The sequence below is a fragment of the Streptomyces sp. adm13(2018) genome (assembly GCF_008042145.1).
Lineage (GTDB): Bacteria > Actinomycetota > Actinomycetes > Streptomycetales > Streptomycetaceae > Streptomyces.
Genome location: NZ_RDBH01000141.1, coordinates 966,835 through 989,881, shown reverse-complemented (window position 1 = coordinate 989,881; position 23,047 = coordinate 966,835). Strand labels below are relative to the sequence as shown.

23 protein-coding genes and 4 pseudogenes are annotated in these 23,047 nt (G+C 71.9%); 2 read left to right on the top strand and 25 right to left on the bottom strand.

Annotated features, from left to right (window positions below):
* Positions 1 to 129: 129 nt before the first annotated feature.
* The 5 genes and pseudogenes from EAO70_RS39750 to rpsB form a co-directional block, all read right to left on the bottom strand.
* Positions 130 to 363, bottom strand: a pseudogene (locus EAO70_RS39750) (phosphatidate cytidylyltransferase); the annotation flags it as partial.
* Complete coding sequence (frr, locus tag EAO70_RS32675; protein ID WP_148006369.1) at positions 363 to 920, bottom strand: ribosome recycling factor; 558 nt, start codon at positions 918 to 920, stop codon at positions 363 to 365. The gene frr and the pseudogene EAO70_RS39750, both read right to left, overlap by 1 nt.
* 94 nt (positions 921 to 1,014) lie before the next feature.
* Positions 1,015 to 1,779, bottom strand: a complete 765-nt coding sequence (pyrH, locus tag EAO70_RS32670; protein ID WP_148006368.1) for a UMP kinase — start codon at positions 1,777 to 1,779, stop codon at positions 1,015 to 1,017.
* 163 nt (positions 1,780 to 1,942) lie between these two features.
* Complete coding sequence (gene tsf, locus EAO70_RS32665) at positions 1,943 to 2,779, bottom strand: translation elongation factor Ts (protein ID WP_148006367.1); 837 nt, start codon at positions 2,777 to 2,779, stop codon at positions 1,943 to 1,945.
* 102 nt (positions 2,780 to 2,881) lie between these two features.
* Positions 2,882 to 3,805 carry a 30S ribosomal protein S2 gene (gene rpsB, locus EAO70_RS32660; protein ID WP_148006366.1) on the bottom strand — a complete coding sequence of 308 codons (924 nt, stop codon included), beginning with the start codon at positions 3,803 to 3,805 and terminating at the stop codon, positions 2,882 to 2,884.
* A gap of 256 nt (positions 3,806 to 4,061) precedes the next feature.
* Between rpsB and EAO70_RS32655 the strand changes: the two are divergent.
* Positions 4,062 to 4,445 (top strand): annotated as a pseudogene (locus EAO70_RS32655) (murein hydrolase activator EnvC family protein); the annotation flags it as partial.
* A gap of 99 nt (positions 4,446 to 4,544) precedes the next feature.
* Here the strand turns inward: EAO70_RS32655 and EAO70_RS32650 are convergent.
* The 17 genes and pseudogenes from EAO70_RS32650 to EAO70_RS32560 all read right to left on the bottom strand — a co-directional run bounded on the left by EAO70_RS32650 (position 4,545) and on the right by EAO70_RS32560 (position 17,785).
* The gene (locus EAO70_RS32650) at positions 4,545 to 5,093 is read right to left on the bottom strand and encodes a TetR/AcrR family transcriptional regulator (RefSeq protein ID WP_148006645.1); all 549 of its coding nucleotides are present in this window, start codon (positions 5,091 to 5,093) and stop codon (positions 4,545 to 4,547) included.
* Positions 5,094 to 5,165: 72 nt separating this feature from the next.
* Positions 5,166 to 6,002, bottom strand: a complete 837-nt coding sequence (gene whiG, locus EAO70_RS32645) for an RNA polymerase sigma factor WhiG (protein WP_148006365.1) — start codon at positions 6,000 to 6,002, stop codon at positions 5,166 to 5,168.
* Positions 6,003 to 6,467: 465 nt separating this feature from the next.
* Positions 6,468 to 7,664 (bottom strand): annotated as a pseudogene (gene dprA, locus EAO70_RS32635) (DNA-processing protein DprA).
* Entirely contained in the window at positions 7,661 to 9,274 is a 1,614-nt protein-coding gene (locus EAO70_RS32630) for a YifB family Mg chelatase-like AAA ATPase (RefSeq protein ID WP_148006364.1), read from the bottom strand. The pseudogene dprA and the gene EAO70_RS32630 overlap by 4 nt, the downstream one beginning before the upstream one ends.
* A 1-nt stretch (position 9,275) precedes the next feature.
* Positions 9,276 to 9,641, bottom strand: coding sequence for a YraN family protein (locus EAO70_RS32625; protein ID WP_148006363.1), 366 nt, complete (start codon positions 9,639 to 9,641; stop codon positions 9,276 to 9,278).
* Positions 9,642 to 9,750: 109 nt separating this feature from the next.
* A complete protein-coding gene (locus tag EAO70_RS32620; RefSeq protein WP_005311352.1) occupies positions 9,751 to 10,059 on the bottom strand; it encodes a DUF2469 domain-containing protein in 309 nt (102 codons plus the stop codon).
* A 55-nt stretch (positions 10,060 to 10,114) separates the two neighbouring features.
* Entirely contained in the window at positions 10,115 to 10,633 is a 519-nt protein-coding gene (locus EAO70_RS32615) for an NUDIX hydrolase (protein WP_148006362.1), read from the bottom strand.
* The gene (lepB, locus tag EAO70_RS32610; RefSeq protein ID WP_148006361.1) at positions 10,630 to 11,406 is read right to left on the bottom strand and encodes a signal peptidase I; all 777 of its coding nucleotides are present in this window, start codon (positions 11,404 to 11,406) and stop codon (positions 10,630 to 10,632) included. The genes EAO70_RS32615 and lepB (EAO70_RS32610) overlap by 4 nt, the downstream gene beginning before the upstream one ends.
* A gap of 74 nt (positions 11,407 to 11,480) precedes the next feature.
* Positions 11,481 to 12,428 carry a signal peptidase I gene (lepB, locus tag EAO70_RS32605; protein WP_148006644.1) on the bottom strand — a complete coding sequence of 316 codons (948 nt, stop codon included), beginning with the start codon at positions 12,426 to 12,428 and terminating at the stop codon, positions 11,481 to 11,483.
* A pseudogene (lepB, locus tag EAO70_RS32600) lies at positions 12,397 to 13,385 on the bottom strand (signal peptidase I). Before lepB (EAO70_RS32600) ends, lepB (EAO70_RS32605) begins: the two are co-directional and overlap by 32 nt.
* Positions 13,378 to 14,310 (bottom strand): signal peptidase I, encoded by a 933-nt coding sequence (lepB, locus tag EAO70_RS32595; RefSeq protein ID WP_261993147.1) that lies wholly within the window; start codon positions 14,308 to 14,310, stop codon positions 13,378 to 13,380. The pseudogene lepB (EAO70_RS32600) and the gene lepB (EAO70_RS32595) overlap by 8 nt, the downstream one beginning before the upstream one ends.
* A gap of 69 nt (positions 14,311 to 14,379) precedes the next feature.
* Positions 14,380 to 14,730, bottom strand: a complete 351-nt coding sequence (gene rplS / locus EAO70_RS32585; protein ID WP_015036473.1) for a 50S ribosomal protein L19 — start codon at positions 14,728 to 14,730, stop codon at positions 14,380 to 14,382.
* A 128-nt stretch (positions 14,731 to 14,858) separates the two neighbouring features.
* On the bottom strand, positions 14,859 to 15,680 hold the full coding sequence (gene trmD / locus EAO70_RS32580; RefSeq protein ID WP_148006359.1) for a tRNA (guanosine(37)-N1)-methyltransferase TrmD: 822 nt from the start codon (positions 15,678 to 15,680) through the stop codon (positions 14,859 to 14,861).
* Positions 15,677 to 16,234 (bottom strand): ribosome maturation factor RimM, encoded by a 558-nt coding sequence (rimM, locus tag EAO70_RS32575; RefSeq protein ID WP_148006358.1) that lies wholly within the window; start codon positions 16,232 to 16,234, stop codon positions 15,677 to 15,679. Before rimM ends, trmD begins: the two co-directional genes overlap by 4 nt.
* 116 nt (positions 16,235 to 16,350) lie before the next feature.
* Positions 16,351 to 16,590 (bottom strand): RNA-binding protein, encoded by a 240-nt coding sequence (locus EAO70_RS32570; RefSeq protein ID WP_003980229.1) that lies wholly within the window; start codon positions 16,588 to 16,590, stop codon positions 16,351 to 16,353.
* A 2-nt stretch (positions 16,591 to 16,592) separates the two neighbouring features.
* On the bottom strand, positions 16,593 to 17,036 hold the full coding sequence (rpsP, locus tag EAO70_RS32565) for a 30S ribosomal protein S16 (protein WP_030325634.1): 444 nt from the start codon (positions 17,034 to 17,036) through the stop codon (positions 16,593 to 16,595).
* 155 nt (positions 17,037 to 17,191) lie between these two features.
* Positions 17,192 to 17,785: a hypothetical protein gene (locus tag EAO70_RS32560; RefSeq protein ID WP_024755886.1), complete on the bottom strand. Its 594-nt coding sequence runs from the start codon at positions 17,783 to 17,785 to the stop codon at positions 17,192 to 17,194.
* A gap of 361 nt (positions 17,786 to 18,146) precedes the next feature.
* Here EAO70_RS32560 and EAO70_RS32555 point away from each other — a divergent pair, with 361 nt between their 5' ends.
* On the top strand, positions 18,147 to 18,872 hold the full coding sequence (locus EAO70_RS32555; RefSeq protein ID WP_148006357.1) for a class I SAM-dependent methyltransferase: 726 nt from the start codon (positions 18,147 to 18,149) through the stop codon (positions 18,870 to 18,872).
* 160 nt (positions 18,873 to 19,032) lie between these two features.
* Here EAO70_RS32555 and ftsH read toward each other — a convergent pair whose 3' ends face one another.
* From ftsH to EAO70_RS32540, 3 genes are all read right to left on the bottom strand, one after another.
* On the bottom strand, positions 19,033 to 20,955 hold the full coding sequence (gene ftsH, locus EAO70_RS32550) for an ATP-dependent zinc metalloprotease FtsH (RefSeq protein WP_148006356.1): 1,923 nt from the start codon (positions 20,953 to 20,955) through the stop codon (positions 19,033 to 19,035).
* Between the two features lie 153 nt (positions 20,956 to 21,108).
* Positions 21,109 to 22,662, bottom strand: a complete 1,554-nt coding sequence (gene ffh, locus EAO70_RS32545) for a signal recognition particle protein (protein WP_148006355.1) — start codon at positions 22,660 to 22,662, stop codon at positions 21,109 to 21,111.
* A 118-nt stretch (positions 22,663 to 22,780) separates the two neighbouring features.
* A partial coding sequence (locus EAO70_RS32540) for an ACT domain-containing protein (RefSeq protein ID WP_148006642.1) occupies positions 22,781 to 23,047 on the bottom strand: 267 nt, incomplete at its 5' end.

The following is a 23,047-nucleotide window of genomic DNA, read 5'->3' as shown; positions in this document are numbered from 1 at the left end:
GCCCCACCCCGCCTCCGCCGCCCGCGCCGCCGGCGCCACGGCAGAAGAAGACCGCGGGGCGCAATCTGGGCGCGGCCATAGGGGTCGGGGTCGGTCTCGGGGCCGTCATCATCGCCTCGCTGTACGTCTGGGCTCCTGCGGGTGCTCGTGCGGCGTCTCGTCGCGGAACAGGGGACCGCTCTGGTGAGCGGCCCCCCGACCGTGATCGTCCTGGAATCCGCCGGCGGGAACGTCGGGCACGATGGGCATGGGCCGAGTCTGCGCCGCCTGCTGCCGATCGTATGCGGGACCCGCCGGGACGGGCCCCTGGTCGGGTCCCCCACGGCCGGAACCGGCCGGGGCCCCCCAGGAAGAGTCGTTCATCAGACCTCGAGCAGCTCGGCTTCCTTGTGCTTGAGCAGCTCGTCCACCTGCGTGACGTACTTCGCGGTGGTGTCGTCGAGCTCCTTCTCGGCGCGGCGGCCCTCGTCCTCGCCGACCTCGCCGTCCTTGACGAGCTTGTCGATGGTCTCCTTGGCCTTGCGGCGGACCGAGCGGATCGAGATCTTCGAGTCCTCGGCCTTGCCCTTGGCGACCTTGATGTACTCCCGGCGGCGCTCCTCCGTCAGCTCGGGGAACACCACCCGGATGATGTTGCCGTCGTTGCTCGGGTTGACGCCGAGGTCCGAGTCCCGGATCGCCTGCTCGATGTTGCGCAGGGCGCTCTTGTCGAACGGGGTCACCACGGCCATCCGCGGCTCCGGGACGGAGAAGGACGCCAGCTGGTTGATGGGGGTGATGGCACCGTAGTAGTCCGCCACGATCTTGTTGAACATCGCCGGGTGCGCACGGCCGGTGCGGATCGCGGCGAAGTCCTCCTTGGCGACCACGACGGCCTTCTCCATCTTCTCCTCGGCCTCGAGGAGGGTCTCTTCGATCACCACATGCTCCTGCGTGTCGTCGCGTTGTGTCCTGCACGGTGTACGACCGGCAGGGCTCTGTCCATCCCCTTGCGGGGCGGTTCCCCGGTTCGGGTCAGGCCCGGGTGCCCTGGTCGCTCACGAGCGTGCCGATCTTCTCACCCTTCACCGCGCGCGCGATATTGCCCTCGGTGAGCAGTTCGAAGACGAGGATCGGGAGGTTGTTGTCCCGGCACAGGGTGACGGCGGTGGCGTCGGCGACCTTGAGGTCGCGGGAGATCACCTCGCCGTACTCCAGTGCGTCGAACTTGACCGCGTCGGGGTTGGCCTTCGGGTCCGAGTCGTAGACCCCGTCGACGCCGTTCTTGCCCATCAGGAGCGCCTCGGCGTCGATCTCCAGGGCGCGCTGGGCCGCGGTGGTGTCCGTGGAGAAGTAGGGCATGCCCATGCCCGCGCCGAAGATGACCACACGGCCCTTCTCCAGGTGGCGCACGGCGCGCAGCGGGATGTACGGCTCGGCGACCTGGCCCATGGTGATGGCGGTCTGGACGCGGGAGTCGATGCCCTCCTTCTCCAGGAAGTCCTGGAGCGCGAGGCAGTTCATCACCGTGCCGAGCATGCCCATGTAGTCCGAGCGGGCCCGGTCCATGCCGCGCTGCTGGAGTTCGGCGCCGCGGAAGAAGTTCCCTCCGCCGATCACGATCGCGATCTCCGCGCCGTCGCGCACGACGGCCGCGATCTCACGCGCGATGGCGTGCACGACGTCGGGGTCGACGCCCAGGCCGGTACCGCCGGAGAAGGCTTCTCCGGACAGCTTCAGCATGTAGCGGCCGGCCTGCTTGCCGTTGTTGTCGTCGCCCTGTACGGCGCCCTGGTTCATGGAGATCTCCTCGTGCACATACGAAGGAGGCCATTGCCTTGGGTCCTCGCGGTATCCCGTACGGCAATGGCCTCCTCGTCAGATCTGCGGTCGTCCTGCGCGTGCGCGGACGACTGCCTCAGACCCTACCGGGGTCCGGTGTCCGTCGCGTTCGCGTACGGACTCAGATGCCGACCTTGATGCGGGTGAAGCGCTTCAGGGTGACACCGGCCTCGTCCAGGATCTGCTGGACGGACTTCTTGTTGTCAAGGGCGTACGGCTGACCGAGCAGCGTCGCGTCCTTGAAGAAGCCGTTCACGCGACCCTCGACGATCTTCGGGAGCGCGGCCTCGGGCTTGCCCTCGGCGCGGGTGGTCTCCTCGGCGACGCGACGCTCGGTCTCGACGACCTCGGCCGGGACGTCCTCACGGGTGAGGTACTTCGGCGCGAAGGCGGCGATGTGCTGGGCGACACCCTTGGCGACGGCGGCGTCGGCCTTGTCGAACTCGACGAGGACACCGATCTGCGGCGGGAGGTCCGGCATCGTGCGGTGCATGTACGCGAAGACGAAGCCGTCCGCGTACTGCGCGAAGCGGTCCAGGACGATCTTCTCGCCGAGGTTGGCGTTGGCCTCGTCGACGAACGCCTGCACGGTCTTGCCGGCCTCGATCTCGGAGGCGAGCAGCGCCTCCAGGTCGGCCGGGGCGGTGGCGGCGACGTGCGCGGCCAGCTGGTTGGCGACGGCCTGGAACTTGTCACCCTTGGCGACGAAGTCCGTCTCGCACTTCAGCTCGACGAGGACGCCGGAGGTGTTGTCGTCGGCGATGAGGGAGACCACGGCGCCGTTCTCGGCGGAGCGGCCCTCACGCTTGGCGACACCCTTCTGGCCCTTGATGCGCAGGGCCTCGACGGCCTTGTCGACGTTGCCGTCGGCCTCGTCGAGGGCCTTCTTGCAGTCCATCATGCCGGCGCCGGTGAGCTCGCGGAGCTTCTTGACGTCAGCGGCGGTGTAGTTCGCCATGAGTCTGTTTCTCTCTCGAAGTCTGAAAGATCGGGCGGGTCCACGGGTGGACGGCGGGGGCTTCGTGAGCCCCCGCCGTCGTCACCCGAAGGTCCTGAAGGGTCAGGCCTGCTCGGCGTCCGCGGCCGGAGCCTCGGCGGCGTCCTCGGCCGGAGCGGCCTCGGCGGCCGGAGCCTCGTCGGCGGCGGCCTCGGCGGCCGGCGCCTCAGCGGCGGGGGCGTCGGCGGCAGGGGCCTCGTCGGCCTTCTTCTCGCCCTCGAGCAGGTCGCGCTCCCACTCGGCGAGCGGCTCGCCCTGGGCCTTCTCGCCCGGCTTCGAGTCGCCGGTCGCGGCGCCGGAGCGGGCGATGAGGCCCTCGGCGACGGCGTCGGCGATCACGCGGGTGAGCAGGGTGACGGAGCGGATCGCGTCGTCGTTGCCCGGGATCTTGTAGTCGACCTCGTCGGGGTCGCAGTTGGTGTCGAGGATCGCGACGACCGGGATCTTGAGCTTGCGCGCCTCACCGACGGCGATGTGCTCCTTCTTGGTGTCCACGATCCAGACGGCGCTGGGCACCTTGGACATCTCGCGGATACCGCCAAGGGTCTTCTCCAGCTTGGCCTTCTCGCGGGAGAGGACCAGGAGCTCCTTCTTGGTGAGGCCGGACGCGGCCACATCCTCGAAGTCGATCTGCTCGAGCTCCTTGAGGCGCTGCAGACGCTTGTAGACGGTGGAGAAGTTGGTGAGCATGCCACCGAGCCAACGCTGGTTGACGTACGGCATGCCGACACGCGTCGCCTGCTCGGCGATGGCCTCCTGGGCCTGCTTCTTCGTACCGACGAACATGATGGAGCCGCCGTGAGCGACGGTCTCCTTGACGAACTCGTAGGCGCGGTCGATGTACGACAGCGACTGGAGCAGGTCGATGATGTAGATACCGTTGCGCTCGGTGAAGATGAAGCGCTTCATCTTCGGGTTCCAGCGACGGGTCTGGTGACCGAAGTGGACGCCGCTCTCCAGCAGCTCCCGCATCGTGACGACGGCCATGGCCGTATCTCCTTGGGTTTTCTCGGTTATGTTCCTGACGCCCCGGCGCGCCATGCCCGCGAGGGACCGAAAGGCGCTGCCACGGCCGGTGACGGCAGTGGCGGGGCGTGCGAAGTCGACCCGGTGACCCGGGTCGCCATAGAAAGTGTACGGGACCCCGGGAGCGGCAGGTGACGGTGCTGTCCACAACGGGCGACCGGTCCACAGATCCCGCCCGGGCCCGCCGCGGGGCCGGATTGCGGGGGAGCGTTCTCCCATGCACCTCACGGCACTGATCCTGTTCCTCGGCCTGATGTGGCCGGTGGGCCATCCCGCTCAGATCGTCCGCGGCTGGCAGCCACCGCCGGGACCGTACGCGGCCGGTCATCGCGGTGTCGACCTGGCGGCTCCCCCGGGCACCCCGGTGGTGGCGCCCACCGCCGGCACGGTGTCCTTCGCGGGTCCGGTGGGCGGCCGCGGGGTCGTCACGCTGACGCTGCCGGGCTCGGGCACTCCCCCGCTGCGCATCACCTTCTCGCCGGTGGAGCCGCTGGTGACGGCCGGTACGCGGGTCCCGGCGGGCACGGTGATCGGCCGGGTCGCCGCGGGCGCCCACTGTCCGGAGTCCTGTCTGCACTGGGGCCTCCTCAGAGGCGACCGGTACCTGAACCCGCTGCTCCTGGTCCCGCGGGAGCCGTCCCGGCTGCTGCCGGGGTGGGGCCCGTTCCTGAGCGGTCGGGTGGGGCCCGTTCCTGAGCGGTCAGGCGGGGGTGCCGTTGACTCCATGGAGGGCCATGGTGACCGCCGCCTCGGCGACCTCGTCGGGGTTCTCGGCGGCGCCGAGCTCGATGCGGCGGACCGCGGCGTCGACGACGCCCTGGAGCAGCATGGCGCCGAGGCGGGGCTGGGGCTGGCCCAGCGCGGCGAGGGCTTCGACGATCATGGCGACGAGGCCGCCGTGGGCCGCGCGGATCTTCTCTCGGGCGCCGTCGTCGAGCTCGCTGGCCGAGATCGCGACGACCGCGCGGTGCCGGCGGTCGCCGACCAGCTCCAGCTGCTTGCGGACATAGGCCTCGACCTTGCCCTGCGGGGTGTCCGCGCCGTCCATGGCGAGCTCGACCTCGGCGGCCCAGACGGGGAAGTCGACGGCGCACAGTTCCTCGACGACGGCCGCGCGCGATCGGAAGTACTCGTACACCGAGGAGCGGGCGAGGCCCGTGCGCTCGGCGAGTGCGGGGAAGGTCAGCGCCTCCGTACCGCCCTCGGACAGCAGGGAACGCGCGGCGTCCAGGAGGGCGCCGCGCTGCATGGTCCGGTGCTCGGCCACGGAGGCCGCTCGAATCCTGGGCACGGCTCCACTGTACGACCGGCTCGCCCCGGGTCAGCGTCCGACGTCGGCCAGCTTGGCCCGGAGCTGGAGGACGGACTTGGTGTGGATCTGGCTGACGCGGCTCTCGGTGACGCCGAGGACGTGGCCGATCTCGGCCAGGGTGAGGCCCTCGTAGTAGTAGAGCGTGACGACGGTCTTCTCCCGCTCGGGGAGGGTGTTGATGGCGCGGGCGAGGAGTCGGCGCAGCTCGCGGTCCTCGGCGACCTCGACGGGGTTGTCGGCGGCGGTGTCCTCCAGGGTGTCCATCAGGGACAGCCGGTCGCCGCCTTCGCCGCCGACGTGCAGCAGCTCTTCGAGGGCGACCACGTTCGCCAGGGACAACTGGCTGAAAACCGCGTGCAGTTCCTCCAGCGTGATGTCCATCTCCGCGGCGACCTCGGTCTCGGAGGGGGTGCGCCGGAGCTGGGCTTCGAGGGTGGCGTAGGCGCGCTCGACGTTGCGGGCCTTCTGCCGGACGGAGCGCGGGATCCAGTCGAGGGCGCGGAGTTCGTCGATCATGGCGCCGCGGATCCGGGTGATGGCGTACGTCTCGAACTTGATCGCGCGCTCGACGTCGAACTTCTCGATGGCGTCGATGAGGCCGAAGACGCCGGAGGAGACGAAGTCGGCCTGTTCCACGTTGGACGGCAGCCCGACGCTGACGCGTCCCGCGACGTATTTGACGAGGGGCGAGTAGTGCAGGATCAGCTGTTCCCGCAGCCGCTCGTCGCCCGTGTCCTTGTACGACCGCCACAGTTCGTCGAGGGAGGTCGGTGCGGCTGGTCGCACGGCGCCCCGGGCTGCTGGGGGCACCGCAGCGCGGTCAGACCCGGAGGTGTGCTGGGGCATGCGTTGCCTTGAGCCGTTCTGCTGTCGGTTGGGTCGGTGCGGGTGTCCTGGACGGAATTCTGGTGAGCGTAGCGTGAGTGCGCGGTCGCGGTGCGCGAACATCGGTGGTTCGCGCCGCTCCCGGTGGACGCGGTCGACCACATCTTCGAACCCGGGCCGCGGCGCGCGTCGGCACCTCGGGTGCGGCCGAGAGAACTCGGTAGTTCATCCGCATCACCCTTTCACCCGAATGCTCCAGGTCAAGGACCGCCTCGCCGCGCGTTCGACCCGGGAGTCGTCGTGTTCGTCAACCGCCAGCCCTCTCCGAACCGTTCGACGAAGCCGAGGGAGTGGAGTTCGTACAGCTTGGCGAGGGTGTCGTCGGGGGTGGTGCCGGCTCGGCGGGCGATGACGGTGGTGGGGGTCGGGCCGCGGCCGGGGACTCCTTGACCTGGAGCATTCGGGTGAAAGGGTGATGCGGATGAACTACCGAGTTCTCTCGGCCGCACCCGAGGTGCCGACTCTCGGCCGCACCCGAGGTGCCGACGCGCGCCGCGGGCGTCCACCGGGAGCGGCGCGAACCACCGATGTTCGCGGCGGCGCGAACCACCGATGTTCGCGCACCGCGACCGCGCACTCACGCCGCCCCACCACGCCGGGGCCCCGGCGTGGTGGGGCGAGCTGCCCCATGTCGCCGACGAGTTCGACGATCTCGTCGGCGTCGGTGACGAGATCGGCGCCGTCGCGCAGGAGCTCATGGACTCCTGCGGAGAGCGCGCTGGTGACGGGGCCGGGGACGCCCATGGTGTGGCGGCCGAGGCGGGTGGCGGCGCGGGCGGTGACGAGGGAGCCGCTGCGGTGCTGGGCCTCGATGACGACCGTTCCCCGGGTGAGGGCGGCGATGACCCGGTTCCGGAGGATGAACCGGCTCGGGGTCGGGTGACTGTCCGGTGGCAACTCCCCCATGACGAGGCCCTGTTCGGCGATGCGGCGGATGAGTTGGTCGTGGCCCCGCGGATAGGGCGTGTCGACACCGCAGGCGAGGACGGCGACGGTGGCTCCGTCGGCGGCGAGGGCGCCGCSGWSGGKGSCKCCGTCGATGCCGTAGGCGGCGCCGGAGACGACGACCCAGCCCCGGCGGGCGAGGCCGGTGGCGAGGTCGGCCGCGGTGTGCGCGCCGTACGGGGTGCAGGCGCGGGCACCGACGAGGGCGACCGAGCGGAGGGCCCAGGCGCGCAGGTCGGCGGGGCCGCGGACCCAGAGGCCGAGGGGGCGGGTGTCGGCGAGGTCGTCGAGCTGGCTGGGCCATTCGGTGTCGCCGGGGACGAGGAAGCGTCCGCCGAGGTCGTGGATGGCTTCGAGGTCGCGCGCGGGGTCGGCGGCGGTGGCGCGGACTCGCCAGGAGGCGACGCGCTGCGGCCCGGTGCCGGGGAAGGGGCTGCCGTCCCCGCCGCTCCGGGTGGCGGGAGTGGCTTCGAGCAGCCGGTCGAGGAAGCCCCGGGCTCCGTAGCGGCGGAGCCACCGGCCAGCGTGCTCGTCACCGGGCTCGACGACCCGGCTGAGCGCGGCCCGGGCCCTCCGCTCCTCCATGGGGACGGAGCCGTGCGGGCCGGGGTCCGCACGAGGGTCCGCGGCGCCGGGGCGCTCGTCCGGGCCCTCCGGGTGCAGGGCTGGGTTCCTCATGAGAAGGCCCCCGCTCCGGCGGGTGCGCCGCGGGCGATGGAGGTGCGGAGTTCCAGGGCCAGGGCGATGTCCTCGTTGTCGGGGCGGTCGTGTCCGGCGAGGTCGGCGACGGTCCAGGCGACGCGGAGGACGCGGTCGAGACCGCGGGCGGTCAGGAGCCCGCGCTCGATGTCGCGTTCGGCGAGGGCGAGGGCTCCGGGGGCGGCGAGGTAGCGGGTACGGAGTTCGTGCCCGGGGATCTCGCTGTTGACGCTCCAGGGGGTGCCGTCGAGGCGGGCGGCGGCGCGGGCCCGGGCCTCGCGGACGCGGTGGGCGACCGCCTCGGTGGTCTCGCCGCGGCCGCCCCGCCCGAGCAGGTCGGCGCGGGTGACGGGTTCGACCTCGACGCGGAGGTCGACGCGGTCGAGGAGCGGTCCGGAGAGCCGCGCCTGGTAGCGGCGGACGAGGGCGGCGGGGCACTCGCAGCCGGCGCCGTGCAGGGTGTGGCGTCCGCAGGGGCAGGGGTTGGCGGCGAGGGCGAGGAGGAAGCGGGCGGGGAGGCGGACGACGCCGGCGGCGCGGGCGATGACGACGTGCCCGGATTCCAGGGGCTGGCGGAGGGCGTCGAGCGCCTTCCCGGAGAACTCCGGGGCCTCGTCGAGAAAGAGGATCCCGCGGTGGGCGAGGGAGACGGCGCCGGGCCGGGGCAGGCCGTTCCCGCCGCCGACGAGGGACTGCATGGTCGCGGAGTGGTGCGGGGCGCAGTAGGGCGCCCGGCGGACGAGGGGTTCGCCGGGCGGCAGGAGGCCGGCGACGGAGTGGACGGCGGTGACTTCGAGGGACTCCTGCCGGGTGAGGGGCGGGAGGATGCCGGGGAGACGCTCGGCCAGCATGGTCTTGCCCGCGCCGGGCGGGCCGGAGAGCAGCAGGTGGTGGCTGCCCGCGGCGGCGACCTCCAGGGCGCGGCGGGCGCGGTGCTGGCCGGCGACGTCGGCGAGGTCGGGTCCCTCGGCGGGGGCGGAGGTGAGTCCGGTGCCGAGGCCGGCTCCGGGGACGAGGAGTCCGGCGAGCATCGCGTCGGGCCGGCCGGGTTCGGTGGGCTCCTCCTCGGGGACGGGTTCGTCGCCGAGGACGGCGATCAGCTGGCGGAGGCTGCGGACGCCGAGGACGGAGACCCCGGGGACGAGGGCGGCCTCGCCCGCGGTCTGCTCGGGGACGACGACCTGCCGGTAGCCGGCGTCGGCGGCGGCGAGCACGGCGGGGAGGATGCCGCGGACGGGCCGGACGCGTCCGTCGAGGCCGAGTTCGCCGATGAGGACGAGGTCGGCGATGGCGCGCGGGTCGATGCGCTCGGCGGCGCCGAGGACCGCCGCTGCCACCGCCAGGTCGAATCCGGACCCTCCCTTCGGTACGGAGGCGGGGCTGAGTCCGACGGTCAGCTTCTTCTGGGGCCATTCGGCGCCGGAGTTGACGACGGCGGCGCGGACCCGGTCGCGACTCTCACTGAGGCTCTTGTCGGGGAGGCCGACGAGGGTGAAGGCTGCGACGCCGGGTTCGAGGTCGGCCTGGACCTCGACGACGACGCCCTCGACGCCGACGAGGGCGACGGAGCAGGTGCGGGCGAAGCCCATCTCAGGCCACCCCCTGGGCGTGGGTGAGGAGCGGGGCGCCGCGGCGGGGCAGGACGATGCCGACGAGGTCGATGCGGACCCCCTCGACGGAGGCCGGGGCGCCGTTGCGGTCGATCCAGCAGGCGGCGAGGCGGCGCAGCCGGTCCGCCTTGCGGGGGGTCACGGCGGCCATGGGGTCCTCGAACCCGCCGTCGCGCCGGGTCTTGACCTCGCAGATGACGAGGGTGTCGCCGTGGCGGGCGACGATGTCGATCTCGCCGGTCCGGCCGCAGCGCCAGTTGCGGGCCAGGATGTGCATGCCGGTCGCGGTGAGCAGGCGGGCTGCCAGCTCTTCTCCGTACCGACCGAGCGCTTGGGTCCTGTTCATGCGGTACCACCTCCGTCACCGACTGTGACGGAGAGGGCGGGGCCGTGTGCGGCGCTGTGGGTGGCCGGGGGCCTGTGGAGAAACTGCTCACCCGTGCGGGTGAGGCGGCTCAGCTGCCGGGGAGTTCGAGGTCGCTCTTGTTGAGCTCCTCGATGTTCACGTCCTTGAAGGTGAGGACGCGGACCTGCTTGACGAACCTGGCCGGCCTGTACATGTCCCAGACCCAGGCGTCTGCCATGCTGACCTCGAAGAACACCTCGCCCTGGACCGAGTGCACCTGCATCTCGTAGTCGTTGGTGAGGTAGAAGCGCCGCTCGGTCTCGATCACGTATTTGAACAGCCCGACGACATCGCGGTACTCCCGGTAGAGCTTCAGCTCCATCTCGGTCTCGTACTTCTCGAGGTCCTCGGCGCTCATGGCATGTTCCCCTTCAGCCGTGCGTCCACCCATTGTGCGCCAGGCGGACGCGCCCCTAGACGATTTCCGGGGCGAGAACCACCGGTGCACGCGGAGGTCCCTCGTCGAGCAGCGTGCGGAGCAGCTCGGCGAGTCTGGTCGGGTACACCGTCTCACGGGCCGCGGACAGTTCGGCGGAGGTCCACCATCTGAGGCCCGCGAGGCTGCGGTTCTCCAGCTCGGTGAGGGCCCGGGGCCGGGGCGCCGTCTCGGTCCTCCGGGTGCGGGCGAGGTAGTACCACTCGTCCTGGTCCCAGCGGCGGCCGTCGAAGGGGAACGAGCAGTACCGCGTCCAGAGCACGGGCCCGAGGTCGATGTCGGTGATGCCGGTCTCCTCGGCGAGCTCGCGCAGGGCCGCCTCCTGGCGGCTCTCGTCGCCCTCCAGTCCCCCGCCGGGCGTGAACCACCAGGTCCGGCCGGGGTCTTCGGGCTCGAACCCGTGCAGCAGGAGGATGCGGTCGTCGGCGTCGAGCAGGACGACCCGCGCGACCCGCCGGACCTCCGTGGCCGGGGCCGTACCCCCTGCGTCCGTCATGTACCCACCTTCTCGCGTGTGCCGGGCGCGGCGCCCGCGGACCGGCGCTTCGCGATCCGTGCCGCGCGCTGTGCCACCGGCCCGTACGCGCCGCCGGCCAGGACCAGCACGGCGCCGGCCGCGACGGCGCCGAGGAGGGGCATGACGGGACCGGGCTCGGAGATTCCGCCGGGGAGGCCGGCGAAGCCCGTGGGCCGGTCCAGGAGGCCCTTCGCGGGCCAGACCACGGCGTCGACCCTGGCCACCACGGAGGAGCGGGGCACGGAGCCGTGTCCGGCCTCCTCCATGTGCGTACGGGAGTCGAGCGAGGTGTGCCGGTCGTCGCCGAGCAGGAAGAGGTTGCCGGCCGGGACGGTGACGGAGAACTCCGTGCCGGAGGCGATGATCCGGCCGCCCGGTCCGGGCCGCAGGTAGGGCTCCTCGACGGGCTCGCCGTCGACGGTGAGGCGGCCGTCCGTGCCGCAGCATGCGACGGTGTCGCCGCCGACTGCCGCGACCCGCTTGACCATGGGCGAGCCGCCCCAGAGCGGGTCGGTGAAGACGACGACGTCGCCGCGCCGCACCTCGTCCCCGTCGACGCGCTGGGCGAGGATCTTGGAGCCGACGTCGAGGGTGGGGGTCATGGAGTCGGTGGGGACGGAGTACGGCTGGTAGAGCAGCGCCCCCCAGACCAGGCCGCCCAGGAAGAGCACACAGCCGACGGCCACGGCCAGCCCCGACAGCGTGCTGCCGAGGCGGCCGCGGCCGCCCTTGGTCCGTATGTTTCCGCTCATGTGCGCACCCCGCAGGTATGTCGGCGGACCGCTGGTCTGTCGACGGTCCGGGACGGCACCCTACCCGCGGGTCACTACTCGGCGGTATGCCGTGCGGCGACCTTCTTCCGGCGCCACAGGACCAGCGGGAGCGCTCCGGCGAGACCGGCCGCGCCGAGCGGGGCGGCCCCCAGTGCCTTGTTGAGCGCGGGGTTGTCGAAGATGTCGGGCACCGGGAGGGTCGCCCAGCGGGTGACCGGCCAGGCGATCACGACGGCGCGGCCCACGACCTCGTCCTCGGAGACGGTGCCGCCGCCGGGGAGCTGCTGGTGGAAGCGCGAGTCCAGGGAGTTCTGGCGGTTGTCGCCCATGACCCAGATGCGGTTCTCGGGGACCTTGATCGGGCCGAAGGAGTCCTGGCAGGGGACGGAGCCGGGGTAGAGGTACGAGGTCTCGTCCAGCGGCACGCCGTTGAGGACGACCTTGCCGCCCTCCTTGCAGGAGACGGTGTCGCCGCCGACGGCGATGACCCGCTTGATGAGGTCCTTCTCCTCGGCGGACGGCATGAGGCCGATGAAGCTGAGGAACTTCTGGACGACGTTGGGCGTGGGGGTCTCCTGGCCCTCCAGCCAGCCGCCCGGGTCGTGGAAGACGACGACCTCGCCGCGCTCGGGCTCGGAGCCGAACCAGGGGGTCAGCTTGTCGACGAGGACCCGGTCGCCCCTCTGGAGGGTGTTCATCATCGATTCCGAGGGGATCGAGAACGCCTGCACCAGGAAGGTCTTGATCAGCAGGGCGAGGACGAGCGCGATGCCGACCAGAAGGGGCAGTTCCTTCCAGAAGGAACGCTGCCTCCGGGGGGCGCGGTCGGCGTCGCCCGTCGCGCCGTCGCCGTCGTCCGGCGTCCCACCGCCCGGTGCCCCGCCGTTCGGCGGCTGCGCCTGCCCGTCATCCGTCACGTCGTCACCCGTCGTGTCATCGCCGAAGGCCCCGCCGGCCCTCCTGTCGGGCTCATCGTGTCCGGATCGTGCGCCGACGGCCAAATCCCCCACATCCACTCCTCAGTCCGTGCGTCGCCCGCCCCGGAACAGGGACAGGCCCACCACTCCCATAACGAGCAGAAGTTCCGCAGGGGTCGGGAGCCCGGGGAATCCGTTCAGATTCCGCTGGGACACACTATGCGACGTACCGAGCGCGGACTCGGAACTCGCACGTGCGTCCGGTACGGCGGCGAACGTCCCGCGTTCCTCCAGGCCGCGCCAGTGGGCGAAGGGCCAGGCGATCACCACGGCACGCCCCACGACCTGCTCCTCGGAGACGGTGCCGCGGTCCTTCTCGTCGAGGTGGTAGCGGGAGTCGGCCGAGTCGGACCGGTGGTCGCCGAGGACGAAGATGCGGCCCTGCGGCACCTTCACCTCGAAGGGGATGGTCGAGGGTTCGTTGCCCGGGTGCAGGTAGGGCTCGTCGAGCGGTACGCCGTTGACGGTGAGCCGCCCGTCCTTGCCGCAGCAGCGGACGGTGTCGCCCCCGACGGCGACGACCCGCTTGATGAGGTCGCGGTCGTCGGCGGAGGGCAGCAGCCCGATGAAGGTGAGGGCCTGCTTGGCCTGCTTGATGCCGACCGGGTCGTCGGCCGGCGGCGCGGTCTCCTGCTGGAGCCAGTTGCCGGGGTCCTTGAAGACGACGACGTCGCCGCGCTGCGGGCGGGAGCCGAACCAGGGCGTGAGCTTGTCCACGAGCACCCGGTCGGAGATCCGGATCGTCTGCTCCATGGAGCCGGAGGGGATGACGAACGCCTGGACCAGGAAGGTCTTCAGGACGAGCGCGATGAGGACGGCCACCGTGACCAGGACGGGGATCTCGCGGATCGCCGAGCGCTGCCGGCGCCGCTTGACCTTGCGGGCGAGCCGGCGCCGCTCGGCCCGGCCGGGCAGGGGCGCGGGCTGCTCGGGACCGTGGTCGGAGGCGTGGCCGCCCGGCGGCCGTCCCCGGCTACCCATGGGGTGCCGTCCCGTGCCCGCCGGCCGGCGCGTCCGGTACGGCGTCGAAGGCGTCGGTCTCCTGGACGGCGGTCCAGCGGCCGAGGGGCCACGCGATCCAGTCGGCGCGGCCGACGACCCGGTCGACGGGGACCATGCCGCCGCCGGGGCTGCCGAGGTGGTCGCGGGAGTCGCTCGACTGGCTGCGGTGGTCGCCCATGACCCAGAGCCGGTCCGGGGGGACGACGATGTCGAAGGCCACGCCGGACGGCCGGTCGCCGAGCTTCACGTACCACTCCTGCACGGGGACGCCGTTGACGGTGAGCCGGCCGTCGGCGTCGCAGCAGACGACCCGGTCGCCGCCGACGCCGACGACCCGCTTCACGAAGTCGGTCTCGTCGGGTTCGGCGAGCCCGAGGGCGGCGGCACCGTCGTGCAGCAGGCCGGTGACGGGGTTGCCGGGGGGCTGTTCGCGTACGAAGGAGCCGGTGCCGTCGAAGACGACGACGTCGCCCCGCTCCGGCTCACCGCCGAAACGGTACGCCAGCTTGTTGACCAGGATCCGGTCGCCGACCTGGAGGGTCGGTTCCATGGAGCGGCTGGGGATCAGGAAGGGCTGTATCACGAAGTGGCTGAGGAGCATCAGGAACACCACGCAGGCGGCGCCGACGAGGGCCGGACGCCGCCAGGAGGACGCACCGCGCCCCGCCCGGGCCCCTTCCGCGCTCCCGGTGCCCCCCGTGCCCCCCGGGCCCTGCGCGTCCTCGGAAACGCGCGCGGAGCGCGGAAGGGGCCCGGGCGGGGCGCGGTGCGTCCTCCTGGCGGCGCACAGGCAGTCCGGATAGGCTCTGCCAGCGATGGACACCGAAGCACAGCACACGGAGCGCGACCCGTCCTCCGTACCGGAAGAGGGGTCGCGCTCCGTGTGCTGTGCTTCGGTGTCCATCGCTGGCAGAGCCTATCCGGACTGCCTGTGCGCGGGCTCGGAAGCGTCGAGCGTGCCGGGAGCCGAGGCTCAGCGGTCGCGCTTCTCCTTGATCTTGGCGGCCTTGCCGCGCAGCTCGCGGAGGTAGTAGAGCTTGGCGCGACGGACGTCACCGCGGGTCACGAGCTCGATCTTCTCGAAGATCGGGCTGTTCACCGGGAAGGTGCGCTCGACGCCGACCGAGAACGAGACCTTGCGGACCGTGAAGGTCTCGCTGACGCCCGAACCCTGGCGGCGGATGACGACGCCCTTGAACTGCTGGATACGCGAGCGGTTGCCTTCGATGACGCGCACGTGGACGTTCACGGTGTCGCCGGGGCGGAAGGCGGGGAGGTCGGAGCGGAGCGAACCCGCGTTGACCTGGTCGAGCAGGGAGGCCATGGAGGTCTCTTTCCTCGCTGATGCCACAGGTCATCAGCGGTACGTTCGAGGATGATTCGGATCGCCGTCCGCGCCTGGCGGCGTCTTCCCCCTGTGGCAGGGGCGCGCGCCGGACGGACGGCAGCGGCCTATTCTTCCACGTCGTGCAGCTTGCGCCAAAATCGGCCGCCGGGCTCGGGTGCCCAGCCCATCATCGAGAGGATCTCGCGGTCCTTCTTGTCGAAGGCGGCGGGGTCGCAGCGCTCGATGAGGTCGGGCCGGTGGGCTGCGGTACGGCGGAAGGCCTCGTCGCGCCGCCAACGGGCGATCTTGCCGTGGTGGCCGCTGAGGAGGACGTCGGGGATGCCGTGGCCGCGCCACTCCGGGGGCTTGGTGTAGACGGGGCCTTCGAGGAGGTTGGCCATGGCGCCGGGGGCGAAGGAGTCGTCCCGGTGCGACTCGGCGTTGCCGAGGACGCCGGGCAGGAGGCGGGCGACGGCCTCGGTGACGACGAGGACGGCGGCCTCCCCGCCGGCCAGGACGTAGTCGCCGATGGACACCTCGTAGACGGGCATCCGGGTCGCGTACTCGTCCATGACGCGGCGGTCGATGCCCTCGTAGCGGGCCGGGGTGAAGATCAGCCAGGGCCGCTCGGAGAGTTCGACGGCGAGTTCCTGGGTGAAGGGCCGCCCGCTGGGGGTCGGGACCACGAGGACCGGGCCGTGGGCGCCGCCCTCGTAGCCGTCGGCGAGCGTCTGGTCGAGCGCGTCGCCCCAGGGGTCGGTCTTCATGACCATGCCGGGACCGCCGCCGTACGGGGTGTCGTCGACGGTGTTGTGCCGGTCGTAGGTCCAGTCGCGCAGGTCGTGGACGTGGACGTCGAGCTGTCCGCGCGCGCGTGCCTTGCCGACGAGGGAGACGTTCAGCGGTTCGAGGTACTCGGGGAAGATCGTGACGACGTCGAGCCTCATGCCTCCTCCCCCTCCTCGGCGTCGCGGGAGGAGACGATCTCGGCACGGTCGTCGATGAGGCCGGGCGGCGGGTCGATGACGGCCCGCTGCTCCTCCAGGTCGATCTCGGTGACGATCGACTCGACGAACGGGATCATCAGCTCGGTGCCGTCGGGGCGTTCGACGATGAAGAGGTCCTGGGAGGGCAGGTGGGAGATCTCGGTGATGCGGCCGATCTCGGTGCCGTCGGCGAGCACCACGTCCAGGTCCATGAGCTGGTGGTCGTAGTACTCGTCCTCCTCCTCGGGCAGCTCCGCCGGGTCGACCTCGGCGATGAGGAGGGTGTTGCGCAGGGCCTCGGCGGCGGTGCGGTCGCGGACGCCCTCGAAGCGCAGCAACAGCCGGCCGCTGTGCACCCGGCCGGTCTCGATGGTCAGCGGCCCGGTCGCGGCCGGGTCGGTGCGCAGTACGGCTCCGGGGCCGAGCCTGAGTTCGGGCTCGTCCGTGCGCACCTCGACGGTGACCTCGCCCTTGATCCCGTGCGCGCGGCCGATCCGCGCGACTACCAACTGCACTGCTCCACACTCTCCTGTCACACAGCTCGTACGACGCGAACGACAACGGGCCGGGGTGGGCTCGAAAGCCCTCCCCGGCCCGTGCCGGCACTACTGAGGTGATGCTGCCGGCCTGCTCAGCGGACCTGGTCCACGTCGACGAGGTCGACCCGGATGCCACGGCCGCCGATGGCACCCACGACGGTACGCAGCGCGCGTGCGGTGCGGCCGTTGCGGCCGATCACCTTGCCGAGGTCGTCCGGGTGGACCCGGACTTCCAGGACGCGGCCGCGGCGCAGGGTGCGCGAGGCGACCTGCACGTCGTCGGGGTTGTCGACGATGCCCTTCACGAGGTGCTCGAGAGCCTCCTCGAGCATGCTCAGGCCTCGGTCGACTCGGTCGACGCGGCCTCGGCCTCGTCAGCCTTCTTGTCGGCCTTCTTGGCCTTCGGGGTGATGGCCTCACCCTTGTCGTCGCCGCCCTCGAGGGCCTTCGCGAACTCGTCGAACGAAGCGCGCTTGGCCTCCTTCGTCGCGGGGACGAGCAGAGCCTTCTCGGGGGCCGGGAGGCCCTTGTGCTTCTGCCAGTCGCCCGTGAGCTTGAGGATGGCGAGAACCGGCTCGGTCGGCTGGGCGCCGACGGACAGCCAGTACTGCGCACGCTCGGAGTCGACCTCGATACGCGACGGGTTGTACGTCGGGTGGTAGAGGCCGATCTCCTCGATCGCGCGACCGTCGCGGCGGGTGCGCGAGTCGGCGACGACGATGCGGTAGTGAGGCTGGCGGATCTTGCCGAGGCGCTTGAGCTTGATCTTGACTGCCACTGGAGTGGTGTCTCCTGGTCTTGACGTGGTTGGGCACTTTGAGATGCCACGTGGGGTTGCGGTACTCGGATGCCCGATGGACGCGTCAGCCGGAGGAGAGAGGGGTCCTGTGCGACTGTCGAGTACAGCTAGCCATTGTGCCACACACCGCGAGGTCAGCTCGCGGCGCCCACCGTCTCCGGGATGCGGAAGGGCTTGCCGCAGCCGCCGCAGACGATCGGGGCCTGGGCGAGCACCGAGGGCACCACGCGTACGTTGCGTCCGCAGTCGCAGACGGCCTTGACGCGGACGCCGCCGCCCGAGGAGCCGTGCCGGGCGGCCGGTCCGCGGAAGGAGCGCTTGGTGTCGGCCGCGGTGGCGACCGTGTGGGCCTTGAGGGCGCGCTGGAGCCGCTCGATGGTGGGGCGGTAGCGCCGCCTCGCCTCGGGATTGAGCGTGACCAGGGAGAAGCCGCTGCTGGCGTGCGGCTCCTCGGGGTGGTCGAGCCCCATCTCCTCGGCGATCGCGAGGAATCTGCGGTTGTGGTACCGGCCGGCCCGGGAGGTGTCGCGGACACCCCGGGCGGCGGCGATGCCGTGGACTGCCTCGTGCAGCAGTCGTTCGAAGGAGAGCTCGGCGCCGCAGGCGGACGAGGACTCTCCGATCAGGGACTCGGGCGCGGCAAGGTCGGGCAGCTCGGGGTGGTGCCGCTGAATGTCGGCCCACGCCTGTGCCAGCTCTGCGGCGAGAACAGGTGGTGTCGTGCTCACGTCGCGTACAACGAGCCGAGGTGCCCCCGGGTTCCATTCCGGGGCATCCCAAATATTTTGCACGTACCCGTCAGTTGCCGTCGATGCGTCGTGACGAGGGCCAGTGCGCCGATCTGCGGAGGAGTCACGCAGGGGGCGGCAAGCCGGGGTGTAGTGGCGCATACGCCCCGGCGCGCGGAACGAGTGCGCGCGCCCCGCGGGGAACCCGGACCGGGGTGGGGAGCGGAGCCTGACAGGGACATTACCGGGTCGGCTCTTCCCCGGACGAATCGGTGCGGTACGAGCACTGGACGCGGCCGCGGATGCGCAGTTCCCTGACTACGGGGGGTCGTCGACCGAGCACGGATTGGGGCAGTTTTCCATGACACCTACGCTCGTCCCGCACCACCCCGCGCGCGACTGGGCCGAGATCCAGGAGCGGATGCTCGTCCCGCTCTACGACGCCGTCTACGACCGGCTCGGCGTGGGCGCCGGGACCCGGGTCCTGGGCCTGCGCTGCGGCTCCGGCCTGGCGCTGCTCATGGCGGCGGCGCGGGGCGCCGAGGTGGTCGGCGCGGACCGGGACCACGCGCGCGTGGAGCTGGCGAGGGCGCGGCTGCCGGAGGGCGTGACGGTCACCGAGGAGCCCCCCGAGGGCGCCGTCCACGACGTGATCACCGCCTTCCACACGACGGACGCGATGCTGCCGGAGCTGGCGGCGCTCACCCGTTCGGCCCCCTCGGGGGCGACGGTGGTGCTGGCCGGCTGGGGGCCTCCCGAGCGGTGCTCCACGGAGGCGGTGCTGCGGGTCGCGGCCCGCCTCGCGGACCGCCGGCCGGCCCTGCGGACGGACCTGGAGGCGCTGGCGGCCGGGGCGGGGCTGCGGCCCGCCGGCTCGGGCCGGGTGTCCTGTCCGTTCGGGTACGCGAACGAGGGCAGCGCGGTGCGCGGGCTGCTGTCGACGGGAGCCTTCGACGAGGCTGTACGGGCGACGGACCTCAGCCAGGTGGAGAAGGAGATCGAGGAGGCGCTGACCCCGCATGTGCGCGCGGACGGCACGGTGTGGATGCCGAACGTCTTCCGGTACGTGATCGCCCGGGTCTCGTAGCCGACGCGCGTCGGCGGTGCGGGGGGACTCGGCGCGGTGCGGGTGCGCGGTGGCGTGCGCCTGCCCCCACGCCTGTGCGTCGTCGCGGTGATGCACGCCCGCGCACGTCCCCCTGCGCCGCCGCGGCGCCCGCGCGCGGGCGGCTCCCCCGAGGGCCCGCTCAGTCCTCGCGCCCCGGGCGGTCGATGCCCGCGGCGCGGTAGGCCGCCGCCTCCTCCAGGGTCTCGTTCTCCAGGAGCGCGGCGGCCAGCGCGTCGAGCCGTCCGCGGTGCTCGCGGAGCTGCCGTACGGCGCTCTCGTAGCACTCGTCCACGATGCGGCGCATCTCCGCGTCGACGGTGTCGAGGGTCGCGGGGGCGGCGGAGAGGCCGTACGCCTGCTGGGCGTCGCCCGGGATGGCGGTGAGCCGGCCGACGCGCTCGCTCATGCCCCAGCGCCCCGCCATGCCGCGGGCGATGTTGGTGACCTGCTCCAGGTCGCTCTCGGCGCCGGTGGTGACGACCCCGAACACGACCTGCTCGGCGGCCATGCCGCCCAGGGCGCCGATGATCCGGCCGCGCAGGTACTCCTCCGTGTAGGCGTACCTGTCGGCGTCGGGGGTGGACAGGGTGACGCCGAGGGCGCGGCCGCGGGGCACGATCGTGATCTTGCGGACCGGGTCGGCGCCGGGCTGGAGCATGCCGAGGAGGGCGTGGCCGCTCTCGTGGTACGCGGTGCGGCGCCGTTCCTCGGCGGGCATCACGAGCGGGCGTTCGGCGCCGAGCTGGACCTTCTCCAGGGCGTCCGAGAGGTCCGACTGCGTCACGGCCCTCTGCTCGCGCTTCACGGCGAGCAGGGCGGCCTCGTTGGCGAGGTTGGCGAGTTCGGCGCCGGTCATGCCGGGGGTGGTCCGGGCCACCTGCTCCAGGTCGACGTCCTTGGCCAGCGGGATCTCCCGGGTGTGGATCCGGAGGATGGCCTCGCGGCCGCCGCGGTCGGGCGGGTTGACGTGCACGATCCGGTCGAAGCGGCCGGGCCGGGTGAGGGCGGGGTCGAGGACGTCGGAGCGGTTGGTGGCGGCGAGCACGATGACGCCCTCGGAGCCGCTGAAGCCGTCCATCTCGGTGAGGATCTGGTTGAGGGTCTGCTCGCGCTCGTCGTGGCCGCCCATCCCGGAGCCGCCGCCGCGGGCCCGGCCGATGGTGTCGATCTCGTCGATGAAGATGATCGCGGGGGCGACCTTGCGGGCCTCGGCGAAGAGCTCCCGGACCCGGGAGGCGCCGACGCCCACGATCATCTCGATGAACTCGGACGCGGAGGCGGAGAAGAAGGGCACCCCGGCCTCGCCGGCGACGGCCCGGGCGAGCAGGGTCTTGCCGGTGCCGGGAGGGCCGGCGAGCAGCACGCCGCGGGGCATTCTGGCGCCCATGTCCCGGTAGGCCTGCGGGTTCCTGAGGAAGTCGACGACGTCGTTGAGCTCGCCCTCGACCTCGTCGATGCCGGCGACGTCGGCGAAGGTGGTGCGGGTGGCCCCCGGCTCCAGCTCCACGGGTCTGGGCGGGGTCTTGCGGCCGAGCATGCCGCCGGCGCCGCCCATGCCGGAGCTCATCCGGCGGGCGATGAAGATCCACAGCACCACGAGCAGCAGCATCGGCGCGAGCGAGATGAGGAGGTTGGCGAGGAAGCTGCGCTCCCGGACCACCGGCTCGGCGGTGACGACGACGTTCTGCCTGGTCAGCTGGGCCCACAGGTCGTCGTCGGCGAAGGCGGGGCGCTGGGTGGTGAACTTGGTGTAGTCGCCGTCGCCGTCGGGGACGGGCTGCTTGTTCTTGAGCTGCCCCTCGATCGCGTCACCCTTGGAGTAGATCTTGGTGACGTTCCCGGCGGCGACCTGCTTGTCGAACTCGGTGTACGAGATCGTCGGCTCGTCGCCCCGGTTGAAGAACGACAGCACGAGGTTGGCGATCAGGTAGACGACCAGGGCCGTGAGGACGAGCCCGCCCCAGCCGCCCGGCATCTTCCGCTTGGCGGGCGGTGGCGGCGGGGCCCCCTCCGAGCGCCAGGGCTGGTCGGTCCGGTCGCGCGGGGGTACGGGGTTGGCCACGTGGCTCTCCTCGGGGCGGCTGTGGCCCCAGTATCGAAGAGCCCGGGGCCCACGGCACCGCGGGTGATCCGGAGGGATGAGAAGGGGCCCGCGGCCGTTTCGACCCGCCGCGGGCCCCTCGTACCGTCCCGGGCGCGGGGCCCGGGACGTCCGTCAGCTCATGAACTTCTTGAACTCGTCCGGCAGCTCGAAGTCCTTCGGGGCCTGCCCGGGCGCCGGCAGGCCGAAGGCGCCGCCCTGCTGCGCCTGGTCGCGGCGCTCGGCGGCGGCCTGCTCCTCGGCCTTCCGCTTCATCGGGTTGCCGCTCTTGCGCTTGCCCTTGGCCTGCTTGACCTGCTTCTTCTGCCGGCCGGGGCCGCCGCCCATGCCCGGGATGCCCGGCATGCCGGGGAGGCCGCCGCCCTGGGCCATGCGGGACATCATCTTGCGGGCCTCGAAGAACCGCTCGACGAGGCCCTTGACCGCGCTGACCTCGACGCCGGAGCCCTTGGCGATACGGGCGCGGCGCGAGCCGTTGATGATGGTCGGGTCGTGGCGCTCGCCCGGCGTCATCGACTTGATGATGGCGGCCGTGCGGTCGACGTCCTTCTCGTCGATGTTGGCGATCTGCTCCTTCATCTGGCCCATGCCCGGGAGCATGCCGAGGAGCTTGGAGATGGAGCCCATCTTGCGGACCTGCTCCATCTGCGCCAGGAAGTCGTCGAGCGTGAACTCCTGGCCCTTCTTCGACGCGAGCTTCGAGGCCATCTTGGCGGCCTCTTCCTCGTCGAAGGTCTGCTGCGCCTTCTCGATGAGGGAGAGCATGTCGCCCATGCCGAGGATGCGGGACGCCATGCGGTCCGGGTGGAACGCGTCGAACTCGTCCAGCTTCTCGCCGTTGGAGGCGAACATGATCTGCTTGCCCGTGACGTGGGCGATGGAGAGCGCGGCACCGCCGCGGGCGTCGCCGTCGAGCTTGGAGAGCACGACGCCGTCGAAGCCGACGCCGTCGCGGAACGCCTCGGCGGTGTTGACCGCGTCCTGACCGATCATGGCGTCGACGACGAAGAGGACCTCGTCGGGGCTGACGGCGTCGCGGATGTCCGCGGCCTGCTGCATCAGCTCCTGGTCGATGCCGAGGCGGCCGGCGGTGTCGACGATCACGACGTCGTACATCTTGGTCCGGGCGAACTCGATCGAGTCCTTGGCGACCTGGACCGGGTCGCCGACGCCGTTGCCCGGCTGCGGTCCGTAGAAGGCGACGCCCGCGCGCTCGGCGACGACGCCGAGCTGGGTGACGGCGTTGGGGCGCTGGAGGTCGCAGGCGACGAGCAGCGGGGAGTGGCCCTGGCCCTTGAGCCAGAGGCCGAGCTTTCCGGCGAGGGTGGTCTTACCGGCGCCCTGGAGGCCGGCCAGCATGATCACGGTGGGCGCGGTCTTGGCGAACCGCAGGCGCCGGGTCTCGCCGCCGAGGATGCCGATGAGCTCCTCGTTGACGATCTTGATGACCTGCTGGGCCGGGTTCAGGGCCTGCGAGACCTCGATGCCGAGGGCGCGCTCCTTGATCTGCTTGATGAAGGACCGGACGACCGGCAGGGCGACGTCCGCCTCGAGCAGCGCGATGCGGATCTCGCGGGCGGTGGCGTCGATGTCCGCCTCGGACAGACGGCCCTTGCCGCGGAGGTTCTTGAAGGTCGCTGCAAGGCGGTCGGAGAGGGTATCGAACACGGCGGTCGCGGATCCTCGGTGTCGGGGGCGGTCGGATTGCCCTCCAGGGTATCGGGCCGCTCGAAGTGTGTGCCCCCGCCCGCCGAAACCGGCGCGCGGGGGCGGGTCGGGCCGTGGGTCAGCGGAGCGCCGACTCCAGGGCCCGCGCCAGGTCGATCGCCTCCTCGTCGGGGAGGAGGGAGCCGTCGGGGCGGGTCACGTACAGGGTGTCGACGGCGTTGGCGCCGAGCGTCGACACGTGCGCGCTCCGCACCCGTACGTCCGCGCCCTCCAGGGCCCGGCCGATGCGGTGGAGCAGGCCGGGCGCGTCCTGGGCGCGGACCTCGATGACGGTGGCGAGGCGGGAGCCCGCGCCGTCGACCTCCCCGGCGGCCTCGGAGTGGGG